This window comes from Citrobacter sp. Cf087 (assembly GCF_030334285.1).
Lineage (GTDB): Bacteria > Pseudomonadota > Gammaproteobacteria > Enterobacterales > Enterobacteriaceae > Citrobacter > Citrobacter freundii.
In genome coordinates this window covers 601,110-617,823 of the sequence record NZ_JAOWED010000028.1, presented here as the reverse complement: position 1 = coordinate 617,823, position 16,714 = coordinate 601,110, and the positions used below count along the sequence as shown (strand labels likewise).

Sequence of the window (16,714 nt, the reverse complement as noted above, 5' to 3'; positions counted from 1 at the left end):
ATGGTGCATCCGGGAGGATTCGAACCTCCGACCGCTCGGTTCGTAGCCGAGTACTCTATCCAGCTGAGCTACGGATGCAAATGGCGGTGAGGCGGGGATTCGAACCCCGGATGCAGCTTTTGACCGCATACTCCCTTAGCAGGGGAGCGCCTTCAGCCTCTCGGCCACCTCACCAACACGCCTCTTGCGAGTGCTTCGAAGAACTTGTTTCTGCTCATCGTCGCTGCGTGGCGCACATATTACTTTCTGGGACTTATAAGTCAAACAATTTTTCCAGAGCTTTTATCGTTTGCACATTTCACGCGCAATTAGTCTGCAAAAACGGCAAAAAGAGTGTTTTATCAACAGATAAATTGGCAATTTCCTGAAGCAGTGAACAAACGGAAACTTCGTCGGGAAAGGCATTACGCCCAGTGGAATCGAAAAAATGGGGAGGACGAAGAAGAAAAGAGAAGAAAAAGGGTAACTCAATCAGGTTGCGCCTCACCAGAAAGGTGAGACGCGAAAACCTTAGTAACTGGACTGCTGGGATTTTTCAGCCTGGATACGCTGGTAGATCTCTTCACGATGGACAGAAACTTCTTTCGGGGCGTTTACGCCAATGCGCACCTGGTTGCCCTTCACCCCTAAAACTGTCACGGTGACCTCATCGCCTATCATGAGGGTCTCACCAACTCGACGAGTCAGAATCAGCATTCTTTGCTCCTTGAAAGATTAAAAGAGTCGGGTCTCTCTGTATCCCGGCATTATCCATCATATAACGCCAAAAAGTAAGCGATGACAAACACCTAAGTGTAAGCAGTCACGGCATCACATTCTGTTAAACCTAAGTTTAGCCGATATACACAACTTCAACCTGACTTTATCATTGTCGATAGCGTTGATTCGCATGCCGTAACTTAGGGTTTCGGCATGCGCTGACGCTTATAGTTATTACAGTTTTGCGCTGACCCAGCCTTTCACACTGGCTAACGCTGCAGGCAGAGCCGCTGCATCCGTACCACCGGCTTGCGCCATGTCCGGACGACCGCCACCCTTACCGCCGACCTGCTGAGCGACCATTCCAACCAGTTCCCCTGCTTTCACGCGATCTGTCACGTCCTTAGACACACCCGCAATCAGAGAAACCTTACCTTCCACTACCGTTGCCAGAACGATAACGGTAGACCCCAGTTGATTTTTCAGATCATCAACCATGGTACGCAACATTTTCGGCTCAACGTCCGCGAGTTCACTGACCAGCAGCTTCACACCGTTGATATCAACCGCTTTGCTGGAAAGATTTGCACTCTCCTGCGCCGCAGCCTGTTCCTTCAATTGCTGCAATTCTTTTTCCAGTTGACGTGTACGCTCCAGCACGGAACGAACTTTGTCAGCGATATTCTGGCTATCGCCTTTCAGCAGCTGCGCAACATCGCTTAAGCGATCGCTCTCAGCATGCACGGTTTGGATAGCGCCTTCACCGGTTACCGCTTCGATACGACGAACGCCTGCCGCAGTACCTGACTCGGACACTATGCGGAACAGACCGATATCACCCGTACGGCTGGCGTGAGTACCGCCACACAGTTCGGTAGAGAAATCACCCATGCTCAGAACGCGCACATGGTCGTCATATTTCTCGCCAAACAGCGCCATTGCGCCTTTGGCTTTTGCCGCTTCGAGATCCATGATGTTCGTTTCAATCGGCAAGTTGCGACGGATTTGCGCATTCACCAGATCTTCAACAGCACGGATTTCAGCAGGCTTCATCGCTTCGGTATGAGAGAAGTCGAAGCGCAGCAGTTTATCGTTAACCAGCGAGCCTTTCTGTGCCACATGTGTGCCCAGAACCTGGCGCAGCGCCGCGTGCATCAGATGCGTTGCGGAGTGGTTCAGGCGAATACGCGCACGACGCGCTTCATCCACATCAGCCTGCACTGCATCACCAATTTTCAGAGAACCCGCAGACAGCTTGCCAATGTGACCAATGGCCTGGCCATATTTCTGTGTGTCGCTAACGGCAAACGCAAAACCTGTGCCTTTCAGTTCGCCTTTATCGCCAACCTGACCACCAGATTCCGCATAGAACGGCGTCTGATCCAGTACGACAACAGCGTCCTGACCTGCGTTAATTGCGTCTACCGCTTTACCATCAACAAACAGCGCGGTGACTTTGCCGTTCAGTTCCAGGTGCTCGTAGCCTTTAAATTCAGAGGCACCATCAACACGAATCATTGCATTGTAGTCTGCGCCAAAACCGCTGGCTTCACGCGCACGACGGCGCTGTTCTTCCATTGCAGCTTCAAAGCCAGCTTCATCAACCTTAATGTTACGCTCGCGGCAAACGTCTGCCGTCAGGTCAACCGGGAAACCGTAAGTGTCATACAGACGGAATGCGGTTTCGCCGTCCAGCGTATCGCCAGACAGTTTTGCCAGTTCTTCATCCAGCAGCGCCAGACCACGCTCCAGAGTACGTGCAAACTGCTCTTCTTCGGTTTTCAGAACCTGCTCAACCATAGCCTGCTGACGCTTCAGTTCTTCACCTGCAGAGCCCATGACGTCCACCAACGGACCAACCAGCTTGTAGAAGAAGGTATCCTTCGCGCCCAGCATGTTGCCATGACGTACCGCGCGACGAATGATACGGCGCAACACATAGCCACGGTTTTCATTCGACGGCACAACGCCATCAGCAATCAGGAACGCACAGGAACGGATATGGTCGGCGATAACGCGCAGCGACTTGTTGCTCAGATCGGTCGCGCCGGTGACTTTCGCCACGGACTCAATCAGTGAACGGAACAGGTCGATTTCATAGTTGGAGTTAACGTGTTGCAGCACGGCCGCAATACGCTCCAGACCCATACCGGTATCCACGGACGGTTTCGGCAGCGGTTCCATGGTGCCGTCAGCCTGACGGTTGAACTGCATGAAGACGATGTTCCAAATCTCAATGTAGCGATCGCCATCTTCTTCTGCGCTTCCCGGAGGCCCGCCCCAGATATGGTCGCCGTGGTCGTAGAAAATTTCGGTGCATGGACCGCAAGGACCGGTATCACCCATCTGCCAGAAGTTGTCGGAAGCATAAGCCGCACCTTTGTTATCACCGATGCGGATGATACGTTCGCGCGGAATACCGACTTCTTTTTCCCAGATTTCATAGGCTTCATCGTCAGTTTCATAGACGGTGACCCACAGACGCTCTTTTGGCAGGGCAAACCAGTTTTCACCGGTCAGCAGTTCCCATGCATATTGAATAGCATCGTGTTTGAAGTAATCGCCGAAGCTGAAGTTGCCCAGCATTTCGAAGAAAGTGTGGTGACGTGCAGTGTAACCGACGTTTTCCAGGTCATTGTGCTTACCACCCGCACGTACACAACGCTGCGAGGTGGTTGCGCGGGAATAATTACGCTTGTCGAGGCCAAGGAAAACATCCTTGAACTGGTTCATCCCGGCGTTGGTAAACAACAAAGTAGGGTCATTGTTCGGTACCAGGGAGCTGCTGGCAACTACCTGGTGTCCTTTACTATGGAAAAAATCGAGAAACGCCTGACGGATCTCAGCGGTGCTCTTGCTCATAATTATCCTGAAAAAATCAAGCTAACGAAATGTCATTACCAGCATCGGCAAGCAAACTGCGCCTCTGGCAATCGAAAAGTGGGAATAAGATAAGTTTTCTTTACTGGGAAGTAAAATCCCGTATGCGGTCAATCGTCAAAATTTCGCCATATTGCCTGAATATCTTCCATCAGATAGCCGCGATAGAGCAAAAAACGCTGGACCTTTACCTTATCTGAAAAATCGACAGGTAAAGGTTCACCGTACTTCCGAATGGCCTGCTCACGCGCAAGCACTGCCCAGTCAATTTCGCACTCACGCATGGCCCGCTCGATAGCTTCACGCGTGATCCCTTTTTGGTTTAATTCCTGGCGCACCCGGGCAGGTCCATAACCTTTGCGGCTACGGCTGGCGATAAACTGCTGCACGAAGCGATCATCATCCAGATAACGACTTTCAATACACCAGGCGATGACCTTGTCGTAATCCTCCGGCGTGGCATCAATTTCTTCTGGTCCATTTTTCCCCATCACCGGAGCGGCCAGCTTGCGCCGCAGTTCCTGCTCGCTGTGATCGCGCATCGCCAGAATACGTACGGCGCGGTCAAGCAGTCGGGAATAAGCGGAACGGCGGGAAGTTGCTTCTGTCATAGTAAGCCTTCAGAAATGAAAAAGGGCTGCATGATATGCAGCCCTTTACTATATGCGATTCAAAACATGCGATTCAAAACAGATTATCAGAAATCTTCGTTCGTTTCTTTTACGTCTTCGCCGCTGTCATCAACGGAGAAATCAGGCGTTGAATCCTGGTTATTGAGCAGTAGCTCACGTAATTTCTTCTCAATTTCTTTCGCAGTTGCCGGGTTTTCTTTCAGCCAGTTGGTCGCATTCGCTTTACCCTGACCGATTTTCTCACCGTTGTAGCTGTACCATGCACCAGCTTTTTCAATCAGCTTCTCTTTCACGCCCAGGTCAACCAGTTCGCCGTAGAAGTTGATGCCTTCACCGTAAAGGATCTGGAATTCAGCCTGTTTGAACGGCGCTGCAATTTTATTTTTCACAACCTTAACGCGGGTTTCGCTGCCAACCACGTTGTCACCTTCTTTCACCGCACCAATACGACGGATATCCAAACGAACAGACGCATAGAATTTCAGGGCGTTACCACCGGTGGTGGTTTCCGGGTTACCGAACATAACGCCAATCTTCATACGGATCTGGTTGATGAAAATCAGCAGCGTGTTGGACTGCTTCAGGTTACCGGCCAGCTTACGCATCGCCTGGCTCATCATACGCGCCGCAAGGCCCATGTGAGAGTCGCCAATCTCGCCTTCGATTTCTGCCTTCGGCGTCAATGCGGCAACGGAGTCGACAACGATAACGTCAACCGCACCGGAGCGCGCCAGTGCATCACAGATTTCCAGCGCTTGTTCACCGGTATCCGGCTGAGAACACAGCAGGTTATCGATATCAACGCCAAGCTTACGGGCATAGACCGGGTCCAGTGCGTGCTCTGCATCGATAAATGCACAGGTTTTACCTTCACGCTGCGCAGCGGCAATAACCTGCAGGGTCAGCGTTGTTTTACCGGAGGATTCAGGCCCGTAGATTTCGACGATACGGCCCATTGGCAAACCGCCCGCGCCCAATGCGATATCCAGAGAAAGCGAACCGGTGGAGATAGTTTCCACATCCATGGAACGGTCTTCACCCAGGCGCATGATGGAGCCTTTACCGAATTGCTTTTCGATCTGACCCAGCGCTGCCGCCAACGCTTTCTGTTTGTTTTCGTCGATAGCCATTAATTACTCCTGTCATGCCGCTTTCGGGTTAAACCGCGAAACGTGATAGATAATGTTCTGTTGAGGCAATTATACTGTATGCTCATACAGTATCAAGTATTTTGTAGAAATTGTTGCCACAGGGTTTGTAACGCGTAGGCGGTCGCCTGTCGACGGACCGCATCGCGATCGCCGCTAAAGCATTCCCGGCGGGTAATCCCCTCGCCGCTCGCGCTGGCAAAGGCAAACCATACCGTTCCCACAGGTTTTTCTTCGCTACCGCCATCCGGCCCCGCAATACCGCTTATCGAAACAGCAAAATGCGCACGGGCGGCTTTTAACGCGCCTATCGCCATCTCCACCACCACAGGCTCACTCACCGCGCCATGTTGGGCCAGCGTCTCTTCGCGCACGCCAATCATCTGCGCTTTGGCTTCATTGCTGTAGGTCACAAACCCGCGTTCAAACCAGGCGGAGCTTCCGGCAATATCCGTAATCGCTTTGGCTACCCAGCCGCCGGTGCAGGATTCCGCCGTCGTCACGGTTGCCCCGCGCGCTTTCAGCGCCAGGCCAACCTGCTCGCTTAACTGCATCAGTTCACTGTCGGTCATTTCAGCCTCTGTCAGTTAAAAAAATATGCCGGACAAGATAGCACTTTCATGACCAATGTGGGGATGGGGAGAACGTTTTACGAGGGGGATTCCAAAAATTGCTCCGTTGCACAAATAAGACCTGCCGGATGGCGATGCCAGGACATCTTATCCGGCCTACCAGAGATATCTTCCGGTAGGCCGGTGGAGCGATTACTGTACGCGCGCCAGCGCCACCGCCTGACCTAACTGCCAGACTGCCATCGCGTAATGCGTGCTGTGGTTATAGCGGGTAATCGTGTAGAAGTTCGGCAGTCCGTACCAGTACTGATAACCCGTGCCAATATCCAGGCGCAGCAGGCTGGCCTGCTGATGATTCCCCAACGACTGCTGCGGCGTCAGGCCCGCGGCAGCAAGCTGAGAAATGCTGTACTGGGTTTTAAAGCCGTTCGCAAGCCCAGGTGCCTGACCATTTGCCGGAACCGCGACCGTATCGCCTTTCACCCAGCCGTGGCCCTTGAAGTAGTTCGCCACACTACCGATGGCATCAACCGGATCCCACAGGTTAATGTGTCCATCGCCATTGAAATCAACGGCATATTGTTTATAGGAAGACGGCATAAACTGGCCGTATCCCATTGCCCCCGCGAAAGAACCTTTCAAATCGAGCGGATCGTCGCTTTCATCTCGCGCCATCAGCAGGAAGGTTTCCAGTTCACCAGAGAAGTATTCCGCACGACGAGGATAGTTAAACGACAACGTCGCCAGCGCATCCAGAATCCGCGTTTTACCCATCACGCGGCCCCAGCGAGTCTCTACACCAATAATACCGACAATAATTTCCGGCGGAACTCCGTAGACCTGCCACGCACGGTTCAGCGCATCTTCATATTGATTCCAGAAAGCCACGCCGTTTTGCACGTTGTCAGGTGTGATGAACTGTTTGCGATAGCGCAGCCATGCGCCGTTAGGTCCGGCTGGCGGTTGAGTCGTCGGTGCCTGGCGGTCCATCAAACGCAATACCGAGTCCAGACGCTTGGCCTGCGACAGGATCTCCTGCAGCTGCTGGCGGTCAAAGCCGTGCTTGTTCACCATTTTCTCGATGAACTGCTGCGCGTTCGGATTATTGGCAAAATCGCCGCCCGTTTGCATAACGTTGTGCTGTGGCTCAAGCAGGAAGCCGCCGGATGGCGCACCCGTAGTCGTTTGAGTCTCTGAAGGTTTAGGTTTGCTGCTACAGGCAGCGAGCAGTACGAAAAGGGGGAGTAACGCTACATAACGACGCTTGAACATGAGACATCCATTAAACAAATTCAGCCTGGGAGAAGTATGGTAAAGCATCCTCCGCCATACAAGGAAGCGGTAGTCGCTCTCCTTCACAGAATTTACATCTCCTTTCATCTCTGACCATCACATTTGCGAGCTTTCACGCAAAAACTTTCAAATTAAAATATTTATCTTTTATTTTGAGATCAAAATAACACTTTTATATCTTTCAATCTGATTAAAATCAGCCACCGTTTGGCAAGATAACTAAAAATCCCTACAGGAGAGAATAATGATCGACACCATCACACTCGGTGCTGAGTGGTTTATCGGGCTGTTCCAGAAAGGCGGAGAAGTGTTTACCGGCATGGTGACCGGTATTCTGCCACTGCTGATCAGTCTGCTGGTCATCATGAATGCGCTGATTAACTTTATCGGTCAGCAGCGTATTGAACGTTTTGCCCAGCGTTGCGCCGGAAACCCGCTATCCCGCTATTTGCTACTGCCGTGCATCGGCACATTTGTATTTTGTAACCCAATGACGCTGAGTCTGGGTCGCTTTATGCCAGAAAAATACAAGCCCAGTTACTACGCCGCCGCGTCTTACAGTTGCCATTCCATGAACGGCTTATTCCCGCACATCAACCCCGGCGAACTGTTTGTCTATCTGGGGATCGCCAGCGGACTGACCACGCTGGGGCTTCCGCTTGGCCCACTGGCGGTGAGCTATTTGCTGGTCGGTCTGGTGACCAACTTCTTCCGTGGCTGGGTGACCGATTTCACCACCACTATCTTCGAGAAAAAAATGGGCATTCAACTTGAGCAGAAGGTACATCTGGCGGGAGCAACATCATGACACGTATTCGTATTGAAAAAGGCACCGGCGGCTGGGGTGGCCCGCTTGAACTGGATGCCGTTCCGGGCAAGAAAATTGTCTATATCACCGCAGGAACTCGCCCCGCGATCGTCGACAGGATAGCAAACCTGACCGGCTGGCAGGCCGTTGATGGCTTCAAAGAGGGCGAGCCGCCGGAGAGCGAAATTGGTGTGGCGATCATCGACTGCGGCGGCACGCTGCGCTGTGGGATCTACCCTAAACGCCGTATACCGACGGTGAATATTCACGCTACGGGTAAATCCGGCCCACTGGCTCAGTATATTGTCGAAGATATCTATGTCTCTGGCGTAAAAGAAGAAAACATTACCGTTGTCGGCGAAGCGTCCGCCACGCCAACGCCCGCAAGCAGCAGCATGGGACGCGATTACGACACCAGCAAGAAAATTACCGAGCAAAGTGATGGTCTGTTGGCAAAAGTCGGAATGGGCATGGGTTCAGCCGTTGCGGTTCTGTTCCAGGCCGGGCGCGACACTATTGATACCGTCCTGAAAACTATTTTGCCATTTATGGCGTTCGTCTCAGCACTGATCGGCATCATTATGGCTTCGGGTCTGGGAGACTGGATCGCCCATGGACTCGCACCACTGGCCAGCCATCCGCTGGGACTGGTCACGCTGGCACTGATCTGCTCTTTCCCACTGCTTTCGCCTTTCCTCGGCCCCGGTGCGGTCATCGCCCAGGTTATCGGAGTGCTGATCGGTGTACAGATTGGTTTGGGGAATATTCCCCCACATCTGGCGCTACCTGCCCTGTTCGCCATTAACGCCCAGGCCGCATGTGACTTTATTCCTGTCGGGTTGTCGCTGGCCGAAGCGCGTCAGGACACGGTCCGCGTCGGCGTGCCATCCGTTCTGGTGAGCCGCTTTCTGACCGGCGCGCCAACCGTTCTCATCGCCTGGTTTGTTTCCGGCTTTATTTACCAATAAGAGGCACTCAAAAATGACCGTGATTTATCAAACCACCATCACCCGTATCGGCCAGAGCGCCCCGGATGCATTGTGCGACCAGATGCTGATTACCTTTCGTGAAGGCGCGCCCGCGGATATCGAGGAGTTTTGCTTCATCCATTGCCACGGCGAGCTGAACGGTTCGTTGCAAGCTGGGATCCAGTTTGAACTAGGCCAGCATCACTACCCGGTCACCGCCGTTGGCAGCGTGGCGGAACAAAACTTACGTGAACTCGGGCATATCACTCTGCGCTTTGACGGACTGAGTGAAGCGGAATTCCCCGGTACCGTACACGTTGCAGGTCCCGTACCGGACGGTATCGCGCCGGGCTGTATTTTGAAGTTTGTTGCTTAAGATTGAAGGAGATAAAGATGAATCAGGTTGCCGTTGTCATTGGTGGAGGCCAGACCCTTGGGGCATTCCTTTGCCGTGGGCTTGCGACAGAAGGATACCGCGTCGCGGTGGTGGATATTCAAAGCGATAAAGCCGCCAACGTGGCGCAAGAAATTAACGCCGAGTTTGGCGAAGGCACCGCCTACGGTTTTGGCGCAGATGCCACCAGCGAACAGAGCGTGCTGGCACTGTCGCGCGGAGTGGATGAAATATTCGGTCGTGTTGATCTGCTGGTTTACAGCGCGGGTATCGCTAAAGCCGCGTTTATCAGCGACTTTCAGCTTGGGGATTTCGACCGCTCGCTGCAGGTCAATCTGGTTGGCTACTTCCTCTGTGCACGTGAATTCTCACGCCTGATGATCCGCGATGGCGTGCAGGGACGCATTATCCAGATCAACTCCAAATCAGGGAAAGTGGGCAGCAAACACAATTCAGGCTACAGCGCGGCAAAATTTGGCGGCGTGGGCTTAACCCAGTCACTGGCGCTGGATCTGGCGGAATACGGCATTACCGTGCATTCACTGATGCTCGGCAATCTGTTGAAATCACCGATGTTCCAGTCGTTATTACCGCAATATGCAACCAAACTTGGCCTTAAGCCAGATGAAGTTGAGCAGTACTACATTGATAAGGTTCCGCTTAAGCGCGGCTGCGATTATCAGGACGTGCTAAACATGCTGCTGTTTTACGCCAGTCCGAAAGCCTCTTACTGTACCGGGCAGTCCATCAACGTCACCGGCGGTCAGGTGATGTTTTAATGTTGAATTGCCGGATGGCGTCTGCGCTTATCCGGCAAAATCAAAGGAGTACGTAATGGTTTCCGCACTGATTACCGTCGCCGCTATCGCCTGGTGCCTGCAACTGGCGCTTGGTGGCTGGCAAATATCCCGCTTTAACCGGGCGTTTGATAGGCTTTGCCAACAGGGTCGGGTTGGTGTTGGTCGCTCCGGTGGGCGTTTTAAACCGCGCGTGGTAGTGGCCATCGCGCTGAATGAGCAGCAGCGGGTGACCGACACGTTATTTATGAAAGGTCTTACAGTATTCGCCAGACCCGGCAAAATTGCCACGATAACCGGCAAACATATTGATGATTTACAGCCTGATGTGATCTTTCCCCATGATCCGTTAGCGCAGAATGCACTATCATTGGCGCTTAAACTGAAACATGGGTAATTTCGTTGTGAATGCTAATAGCTTGCGAAATTATCATTTTGCAACCTATACCCTAAGTATGACGGGTATATACATAAGTCAGGGTAATCACGCCTATGAAACCTCGTCAGCGTCAGGCTGCCATATTGGAGCACCTGCAAAAGCAGGGAAAATGCTCGGTTGAAGAACTGGCCCACTACTTTGACACGACTGGCACGACCATTCGCAAAGACCTGGTCATTCTGGAGAACGCCGGAACCGTCATTCGTACCTATGGCGGCGTGGTATTAAATAAAGACGAATCAGATCCGCCAATCGATCACAAAACGCTAATTAATACGCATAAAAAAGAGCAGATTGCCGAAGCTGCCGTCCGTTTTATACACGATGGCGACTCTATTATTCTGGATGCGGGTAGCACCGTACTGCAGATGGTGCCGATGCTCACACGCTTTAGCAACATCACCGTCATGACCAACAGTCTGCACATTGTTAACGCCCTTTCGGAGCTGGACAACGAGCAAACCATCCTGATGCCGGGCGGGACCTTTCGCAAAAAATCTGCGTCATTTCACGGTCAGCTGGCAGAAAACGCCTTTGAGCAGTTCAGCTTTGATAAACTCTTCATGGGCACCGACGGCATTGACCTCAATGCCGGCGTGACCACTTTTAATGAGGTGTTTAGCGTCAGTAAAGCGATGTGTAATGCCGCTCGCGAAGTGATTCTGATGGCTGACTCGTCAAAATTTGGGCGCAAAAGCCCTAATGTTGTATGCAGTCTGGAAAGCGTCGACAAGCTGATTACAGATGCGGGTATCGACCCTGCATTTCGTCAGGCGCTGGAAGCAAAAGGGATTGAAGTGATCATAACCGGAGAAACCAATGAGTGATGCACTACTGAATGCGGGCCGTCAGACGTTAATGCTGGAACTACAGGAAGCCAGCCGTTTGCCTGAGCGACTGGGCGATGATTTTGTCCGCGCCGCCAATACTATCATCCACTGTGAAGGCAAAGTCATTGTCTCCGGTATTGGTAAATCAGGTCATATTGGCAAAAAAATTGCGGCGACCCTCGCCAGTACCGGCACGCCTGCCTTTTTTGTGCATCCGGCGGAAGCGCTGCACGGTGACTTAGGGATGATCGAAAGCCGTGATGTCATGCTGTTTATCTCCTACTCCGGCGGTGCGAAAGAGCTGGATCTCATCATTCCGCGCCTGGAAGACAAATCCGTCGCCCTGCTGGCAATGACCGGAAAACCGACCTCACCGTTAGGCCTGGCCGCCAAAGCCGTGCTGGATATTTCCGTTGAGCGCGAAGCCTGTCCGATGCGCCTGGCACCGACGTCCAGTACCGTAAATACGTTGATGATGGGCGATGCGCTGGCAATCGCCGTAATGCAGGCGCGCGGCTTTAACGAGGAAGATTTTGCCCGCTCGCATCCGGCAGGTGCGCTGGGCGCTCGTCTGTTAAATAAAGTGCATCATCTGATGCGCCGTGACGATGCCATCCCGCAGGTGACACTTACCACCAGCGTCATGGACGCGATGCTGGAGCTAAGCCGCACGGGTCTTGGCCTGGTCGCGGTCTGCGACGACCAGTCACTGGTGAAAGGGGTCTTTACCGACGGCGACCTGCGCCGCTGGCTGGTTGGCGGCGGAGCGCTCACCACTCAGGTTAGCGAAGCAATGACCCAGAATGGCATTACGCTGCAGGCGCAGAGCCGCGCGATTGACGCCAAAGAGATCCTGATGAAGCGCAAAATCACTGCCGCCCCGGTGGTCGATGAAAACGGTAAACTCACCGGTGCTATCAACCTACAGGATTTCTATCAGGCCGGTATTATCTAATCCTTCAACCCCAGACGCTTCGCCAGCCGGTGCAGGTTGGCGACGTCTGTTTCCAGCGCCCGCGCACTTGCCGCCCAACTATGGTTATTTTGTGCCAGCGCCCGGCGGATCATCTCCCGCTGGAACGACTCTGTTGCTTCACGCAGGTTGTGATGCTGTGGGATCTCCGCAACAACTTCCGCCGCCGGTGTTACTGGCGCTTCATCCTGCAGGGCAAAATGCTGCGCCTCCAGCACCACTTCATCCCCTGCCCTGGTCGCCCTTGCCAGAACCACCGCGCGGTGAATGGCATGTTCCAGCTCGCGCACATTCCCGGGCCAGGCGTAGCTCAACAGATGACTACGCGCGCCAGGACTTAACACCACGCGGGAAAGTCCCAGCCGCAGCCGACACTGTTCGCAAAAATAACCCGCCAGCAAAACCACATCTTCACCGCGCTCACGCAGAGGCGGTACCGAAAGGGGAAAGACGCTCAGCCGGTGGAACAAATCCGCACGGAAATTCCCGGCCAACACCTCTTCGCGTAAATCACGGTTTGTCGCCGCCAGCACTCGCACATCCACGCGCAAGCTGCGATCGTCACCTACGCGCTGAATATCACCGTACTGCAATACGCGCAGCAGCTTAGCCTGTAGCGCCAGCGAGAGTTCGCCTATCTCGTCGAGAAATAGCGTCCCATTGTCGGCCATTTCAAACTTACCGCTACGATTGCTGATAGCCCCGGTAAACGCGCCTTTTACGTGACCAAACAGTTCGCTTTCGGCAACGCTTTCTGGCAACGCCGCGCAGTTCAGATACACCAGTGGATTCACCGCGCGCGGCGAACCTTCATGGATAGCTTTAGCCACCAGCTCCTTCCCGGTCCCTGTTTCGCCGCTAATCAGCACGTTGAGATCGGACCCCGCCACAATCTCAATCTCTTTTTTCAACTGCATCATATTGGGCGACAGGCCAATCATCTGGGTTTCCGTCACCTGCTCAAAGTTGGTTGACGAACCTGGCAGCATATTCTGGCTTTCCAGCTGTTCAATCAGCAACGCATTGCTCAATGCGCCAGCCGCCAGCGCGGCAATCAGCCTAAGCTCCTCATCGCTGAAAACATCGAACTGATCGGGCTCCATGCCATCCAGGGTTAACGCACCAATCAAATTTTGACCGGCGAACAATGGCAGTCCAATACAGGCATGCACCTTCAGACTCTCCTGCCCCGGAATCAGACCATCATACGGGTCTGGCAAATCGCTGTCGGCAGGGAAACGAACTACGTCTCCGGCGCGGGCAATCGCCTCCAGACGCGGATGCCCTTCCAGAGTAAAGCGTCTGCCGAGAACATCCTGCGCCAGCCCATCGATAGCCAGCGGAATAAACTGTCGCGACTCGTAGCGCAGCAGTGCCGACGCGTCGCACTCCAGCACCTGACGCAAGGTGGTTATCAGTCGTTGAAAACGGTCCTGATGCCCAATACCGCTTTGTAATTCAATGGCGATGCCCGCCAGCACGTCTACGGAAAAGCTCATGTCTACCTCATTGTCATTTTGACAATTCATATTGTCATATTGACAATAAAACATATAGTCATTTTGACTACCACCTTATAGGTGGTAAAACAACTAATCCTTTAAAATCAAACAAATAAAAAGTTGGCACGCAACCTGCAATTAGCAAAACATCTTTTTTGAAAAACGCTGAATTAATTGAGGTTGTTATGTCTATTCTGGTTAAAAATAACATTCATTGGGTTGGCCAACGTGACTGGGAAGTGCGTGATTTCCACGGAACTGAATACAAAACGCTGCGCGGCAGCAGCTACAACAGCTATCTCATCCGTGAAGAAAAAAATGTCCTGATCGATACAGTAGACCACAAGTTTAGTCGTGAATTCGTGCAGAACCTGCGCAGTGAAATTGACCTCGCGGATATCGACTACATCATCATTAACCACGCTGAAGAAGACCATGCCGGGGCGCTGACCGAGCTGATGTCCTGCATCCCGGACACGCCGATTTACTGCACCGCCAACGCCATTGACTCTATCAACGGGCACCACCATCACCCGGAATGGAACTTTAACGTAGTGAAAACCGGTGATTCGCTGGACATTGGTAACGGCAAGCAGCTGATCTTCGTTGAAACGCCGATGCTGCACTGGCCGGACAGTATGATGACCTACATGACCGGCGATGCGGTGCTGTTCAGTAACGACGCCTTCGGTCAGCACTACTGCGACGAACGTCTGTTTAACGACGAAGTTGACCAGACTGAACTGTTCGAACAGTGCCAGCGTTACTACGCCAACATCCTGACGCCATTCAGCCGTCTGGTTACACCGAAAATTACTGAGATCCTCGGCTTCAACCTGCCTGTCGATATGATTGCTACTTCCCATGGCGTGGTATGGCGCGACAACCCGACGCAAATCGTTGAGCTGTACCTGAAATGGGCGGCGGATTATCAGGAAGACCGCATCACCATTTTCTACGACACCATGTCCAACAACACCCGCATGATGGCGGACGCGATTGCCCAGGGCATCAACGAAGTCGACCCGAACGTGGCGGTAAAAATCTTTAACGTCGCCCGCAGCGACAAAAACGAAGTTTTGACCAACGTCTTCCGCTCTAAAGGCGTGCTGGTCGGGACTTCCACAATGAACAACGTGATGATGCCGAAAATCGCCGGTCTGGTGGAAGAGATGACCGGCCTGCGTTTTCGTAACAAGCGTGCCAGCGCCTTTGGCTCGCACGGCTGGAGCGGCGGTGCAGTAGACCGTTTGTCCACGCGTTTGCAGGATGCAGGTTTCGAGATGTCACTGAGCCTGAAAGCGAAATGGCGTCCGGACCTGGATGCACTGGAACTGTGCCGCCAGCACGGCCGTGAAATCGCGCGTCAGTGGGCGCTGGCTCCATTGCCGGAAACAACCGTGAAAGCCATCGCCCAGGAAGAAGCCTGTGCGTGTGCCGCTGCGGCTGCGGCCGATCTTGGTCCAAGCATGCAGTGCAGCGTGTGCCAGTGGATTTACGATCCGGCGAAAGGCGAACCGTTGCAGGACGTTGCACCGGGTACGCCATGGAGCGAAGTTCCGGACAACTTCCTGTGCCCGGAATGCTCACTAGGTAAAGACGTCTTCGACGTACTGGCAACGGAGGCAAAATGAGTCACGGCATTGTCATCATTGGTTCGGGCTTCGCCGCCCGCCAGTTAGTCAAAAATATCCGTAAGCAGGATGCGAATGTTCCGCTGACCTTGATTGCCGCGGACAGCATGGATGAGTACAACAAGCCCGATCTCAGCCATGTTATCAGTCAGTCACAGCGTGCAGACGACCTCACCCGCCAGTCGGCGGGGGAGTTTGCCGAACAGTTTAATTTGCGCCTGTTTCCACATACCTGGGTAACCGACATCGACGCCGATGCCCACGTAGTGAAAAGTCAGGACAAGCAGTGGCAGTATGACAAGCTGGTGCTGGCGACGGGCGCTTCAGCCTTTGTACCGCCGGTTACCGGACGTGAGTTAATGCTCACGTTAAACAGCCAACAAGAGTATCGCGCTTGTGAAACGCAACTGCGTGACGCCCAGCGGGCGCTGATTGTCGGCGGCGGCTTGATTGGTAGTGAACTGGCGATGGATTTTTGTCGTGCCGGTAAAGCGGTAACGCTTATCGACAACGCCGCCAGCATTCTGGCTTCGCTGATGCCGCCGGAAGTCAGCAGTCGCTTACAGCATCGTCTGACCGATATGGGCGTACACCTGCTGCTGAAATCACAGCTCCAGAGTCTGGAGAAAACCAGCACCGGTATTCGCGCCACGCTCGATCGTAGCCGCAACGTAGAAGTCGATGCGGTGATTGCCGCCACCGGCCTGCGCCCGGAAACCGCATTGGCGCGTCGCGCCGGATTGAACATCAATCGTGGCGTCTGCGTCGACAGCTACCTGCAAACCAGCCACCCGGACATTTATGCTCTCGGCGACTGTGCGGAGATTAACGGTCAGGTGCTCCCGTTCCTGCAGCCGATTCAGCTGAGCGCCATGTATCTGGCGAAAAACCTGCTCGGCGGCAATGCGCCATTGAAACTGCCAGCCATGCTGGTAAAAGTCAAAACGCCAGAACTGCCTTTACATTTGGCCGGGGAAACCCAGCGCCGCGATCTGAACTGGCGCATCGCCGCCGAAGCACAGGGGATGGTCGCAAGAGGGATGAACGACGAAGGCCAGCTGTGTGCATTTGTCGTCAGTGAAGACCGCATGAAAGAGGCCTTTGCGCTGCTGAAAACGTTGCCCGTGTAAGTCTGTGATGCCGGA

At 53.4% G+C, this 16,714-nt stretch carries 16 protein-coding genes and 2 tRNA genes; 9 read left to right on the top strand and 9 right to left on the bottom strand.

The features are described 5' to 3' along the window. Window position 1: 1 nt before the first annotated feature. The 8 genes from OGV57_RS11445 to mltB form a co-directional block, all read right to left on the bottom strand. Window positions 2-78: transfer RNA gene (locus OGV57_RS11445), tRNA-Arg, on the bottom strand. Window positions 79-81: 3 nt separating this feature from the next. Then, a tRNA-Ser gene (locus OGV57_RS11440) sits at window positions 82-174 on the bottom strand. Between the two features lie 336 nt (window positions 175-510). Next, window positions 511-696, bottom strand: coding sequence for a carbon storage regulator CsrA (gene csrA / locus OGV57_RS11435; protein ID WP_000906486.1), 186 nt, complete (start codon window positions 694-696; stop codon window positions 511-513). 237 nt (window positions 697-933) lie between these two features. Beyond that, a complete protein-coding gene (gene alaS, locus OGV57_RS11430) occupies window positions 934-3,561 on the bottom strand; it encodes an alanine--tRNA ligase (protein ID WP_054528725.1) in 2,628 nt (875 codons plus the stop codon). A gap of 128 nt (window positions 3,562-3,689) precedes the next feature. Then, window positions 3,690-4,190 (bottom strand): recombination regulator RecX, encoded by a 501-nt coding sequence (gene recX, locus OGV57_RS11425; RefSeq protein WP_003037326.1) that lies wholly within the window; start codon window positions 4,188-4,190, stop codon window positions 3,690-3,692. An 86-nt stretch (window positions 4,191-4,276) separates the two neighbouring features. Further along, complete coding sequence (recA, locus tag OGV57_RS11420) at window positions 4,277-5,341, bottom strand: recombinase RecA (protein WP_003037330.1); 1,065 nt, start codon at window positions 5,339-5,341, stop codon at window positions 4,277-4,279. Between the two features lie 92 nt (window positions 5,342-5,433). Continuing rightward, the gene (gene pncC, locus OGV57_RS11415) at window positions 5,434-5,931 is read right to left on the bottom strand and encodes a nicotinamide-nucleotide amidase (protein ID WP_003037333.1); all 498 of its coding nucleotides are present in this window, start codon (window positions 5,929-5,931) and stop codon (window positions 5,434-5,436) included. Window positions 5,932-6,123: 192 nt separating this feature from the next. Continuing rightward, window positions 6,124-7,203 (bottom strand): lytic murein transglycosylase B, encoded by a 1,080-nt coding sequence (gene mltB, locus OGV57_RS11410; RefSeq protein WP_003037336.1) that lies wholly within the window; start codon window positions 7,201-7,203, stop codon window positions 6,124-6,126. Window positions 7,204-7,468: 265 nt separating this feature from the next. Between mltB and srlA the strand changes: the two genes are divergently transcribed. The 7 genes from srlA to gutQ all read left to right on the top strand — a co-directional run bounded on the left by srlA (window position 7,469) and on the right by gutQ (window position 12,415). Further along, window positions 7,469-8,032, top strand: a complete 564-nt coding sequence (srlA, locus tag OGV57_RS11405; protein ID WP_003037339.1) for a PTS glucitol/sorbitol transporter subunit IIC — start codon at window positions 7,469-7,471, stop codon at window positions 8,030-8,032. Next, window positions 8,029-9,000 carry a PTS glucitol/sorbitol transporter subunit IIB gene (srlE, locus tag OGV57_RS11400; RefSeq protein ID WP_048217212.1) on the top strand — a complete coding sequence of 324 codons (972 nt, stop codon included), beginning with the start codon at window positions 8,029-8,031 and terminating at the stop codon, window positions 8,998-9,000. The genes srlA and srlE overlap by 4 nt, the downstream gene beginning before the upstream one ends. Before the next feature lie 13 nt (window positions 9,001-9,013). Continuing rightward, window positions 9,014-9,376 (top strand): PTS glucitol/sorbitol transporter subunit IIA, encoded by a 363-nt coding sequence (gene srlB, locus OGV57_RS11395; protein WP_003846051.1) that lies wholly within the window; start codon window positions 9,014-9,016, stop codon window positions 9,374-9,376. A 17-nt stretch (window positions 9,377-9,393) separates the two neighbouring features. Further along, window positions 9,394-10,173 carry a sorbitol-6-phosphate dehydrogenase gene (gene srlD / locus OGV57_RS11390; RefSeq protein ID WP_003037345.1) on the top strand — a complete coding sequence of 260 codons (780 nt, stop codon included), beginning with the start codon at window positions 9,394-9,396 and terminating at the stop codon, window positions 10,171-10,173. Between the two features lie 55 nt (window positions 10,174-10,228). Next, complete coding sequence (gene gutM / locus OGV57_RS11385; protein ID WP_032949895.1) at window positions 10,229-10,588, top strand: transcriptional regulator GutM; 360 nt, start codon at window positions 10,229-10,231, stop codon at window positions 10,586-10,588. 95 nt (window positions 10,589-10,683) lie between these two features. Continuing rightward, window positions 10,684-11,457: a glucitol operon DNA-binding transcriptional repressor SrlR gene (srlR, locus tag OGV57_RS11380; protein WP_003037350.1), complete on the top strand. Its 774-nt coding sequence runs from the start codon at window positions 10,684-10,686 to the stop codon at window positions 11,455-11,457. Beyond that, entirely contained in the window at window positions 11,450-12,415 is a 966-nt protein-coding gene (gene gutQ, locus OGV57_RS11375; protein ID WP_003037353.1) for an arabinose-5-phosphate isomerase GutQ, read from the top strand. Before srlR ends, gutQ begins: the two co-directional genes overlap by 8 nt. On the opposite strand, the gene norR is transcribed toward gutQ, so the two are convergent. Then, the gene (gene norR, locus OGV57_RS11370; RefSeq protein WP_044713357.1) at window positions 12,412-13,932 is read right to left on the bottom strand and encodes a nitric oxide reductase transcriptional regulator NorR; all 1,521 of its coding nucleotides are present in this window, start codon (window positions 13,930-13,932) and stop codon (window positions 12,412-12,414) included. The genes gutQ and norR overlap by 4 nt on opposite strands. A gap of 188 nt (window positions 13,933-14,120) precedes the next feature. On the opposite strand from norR, the gene norV reads away from it, so the two are divergent. After that, window positions 14,121-15,569, top strand: coding sequence for an anaerobic nitric oxide reductase flavorubredoxin (norV, locus tag OGV57_RS11365; protein WP_049002946.1), 1,449 nt, complete (start codon window positions 14,121-14,123; stop codon window positions 15,567-15,569). Further along, the gene (norW, locus tag OGV57_RS11360) at window positions 15,566-16,699 is read left to right on the top strand and encodes an NADH:flavorubredoxin reductase NorW (protein ID WP_054528726.1); all 1,134 of its coding nucleotides are present in this window, start codon (window positions 15,566-15,568) and stop codon (window positions 16,697-16,699) included. Before norV ends, norW begins: the two co-directional genes overlap by 4 nt. The last annotated feature ends 15 nt before the right edge of the window (window positions 16,700-16,714 follow it).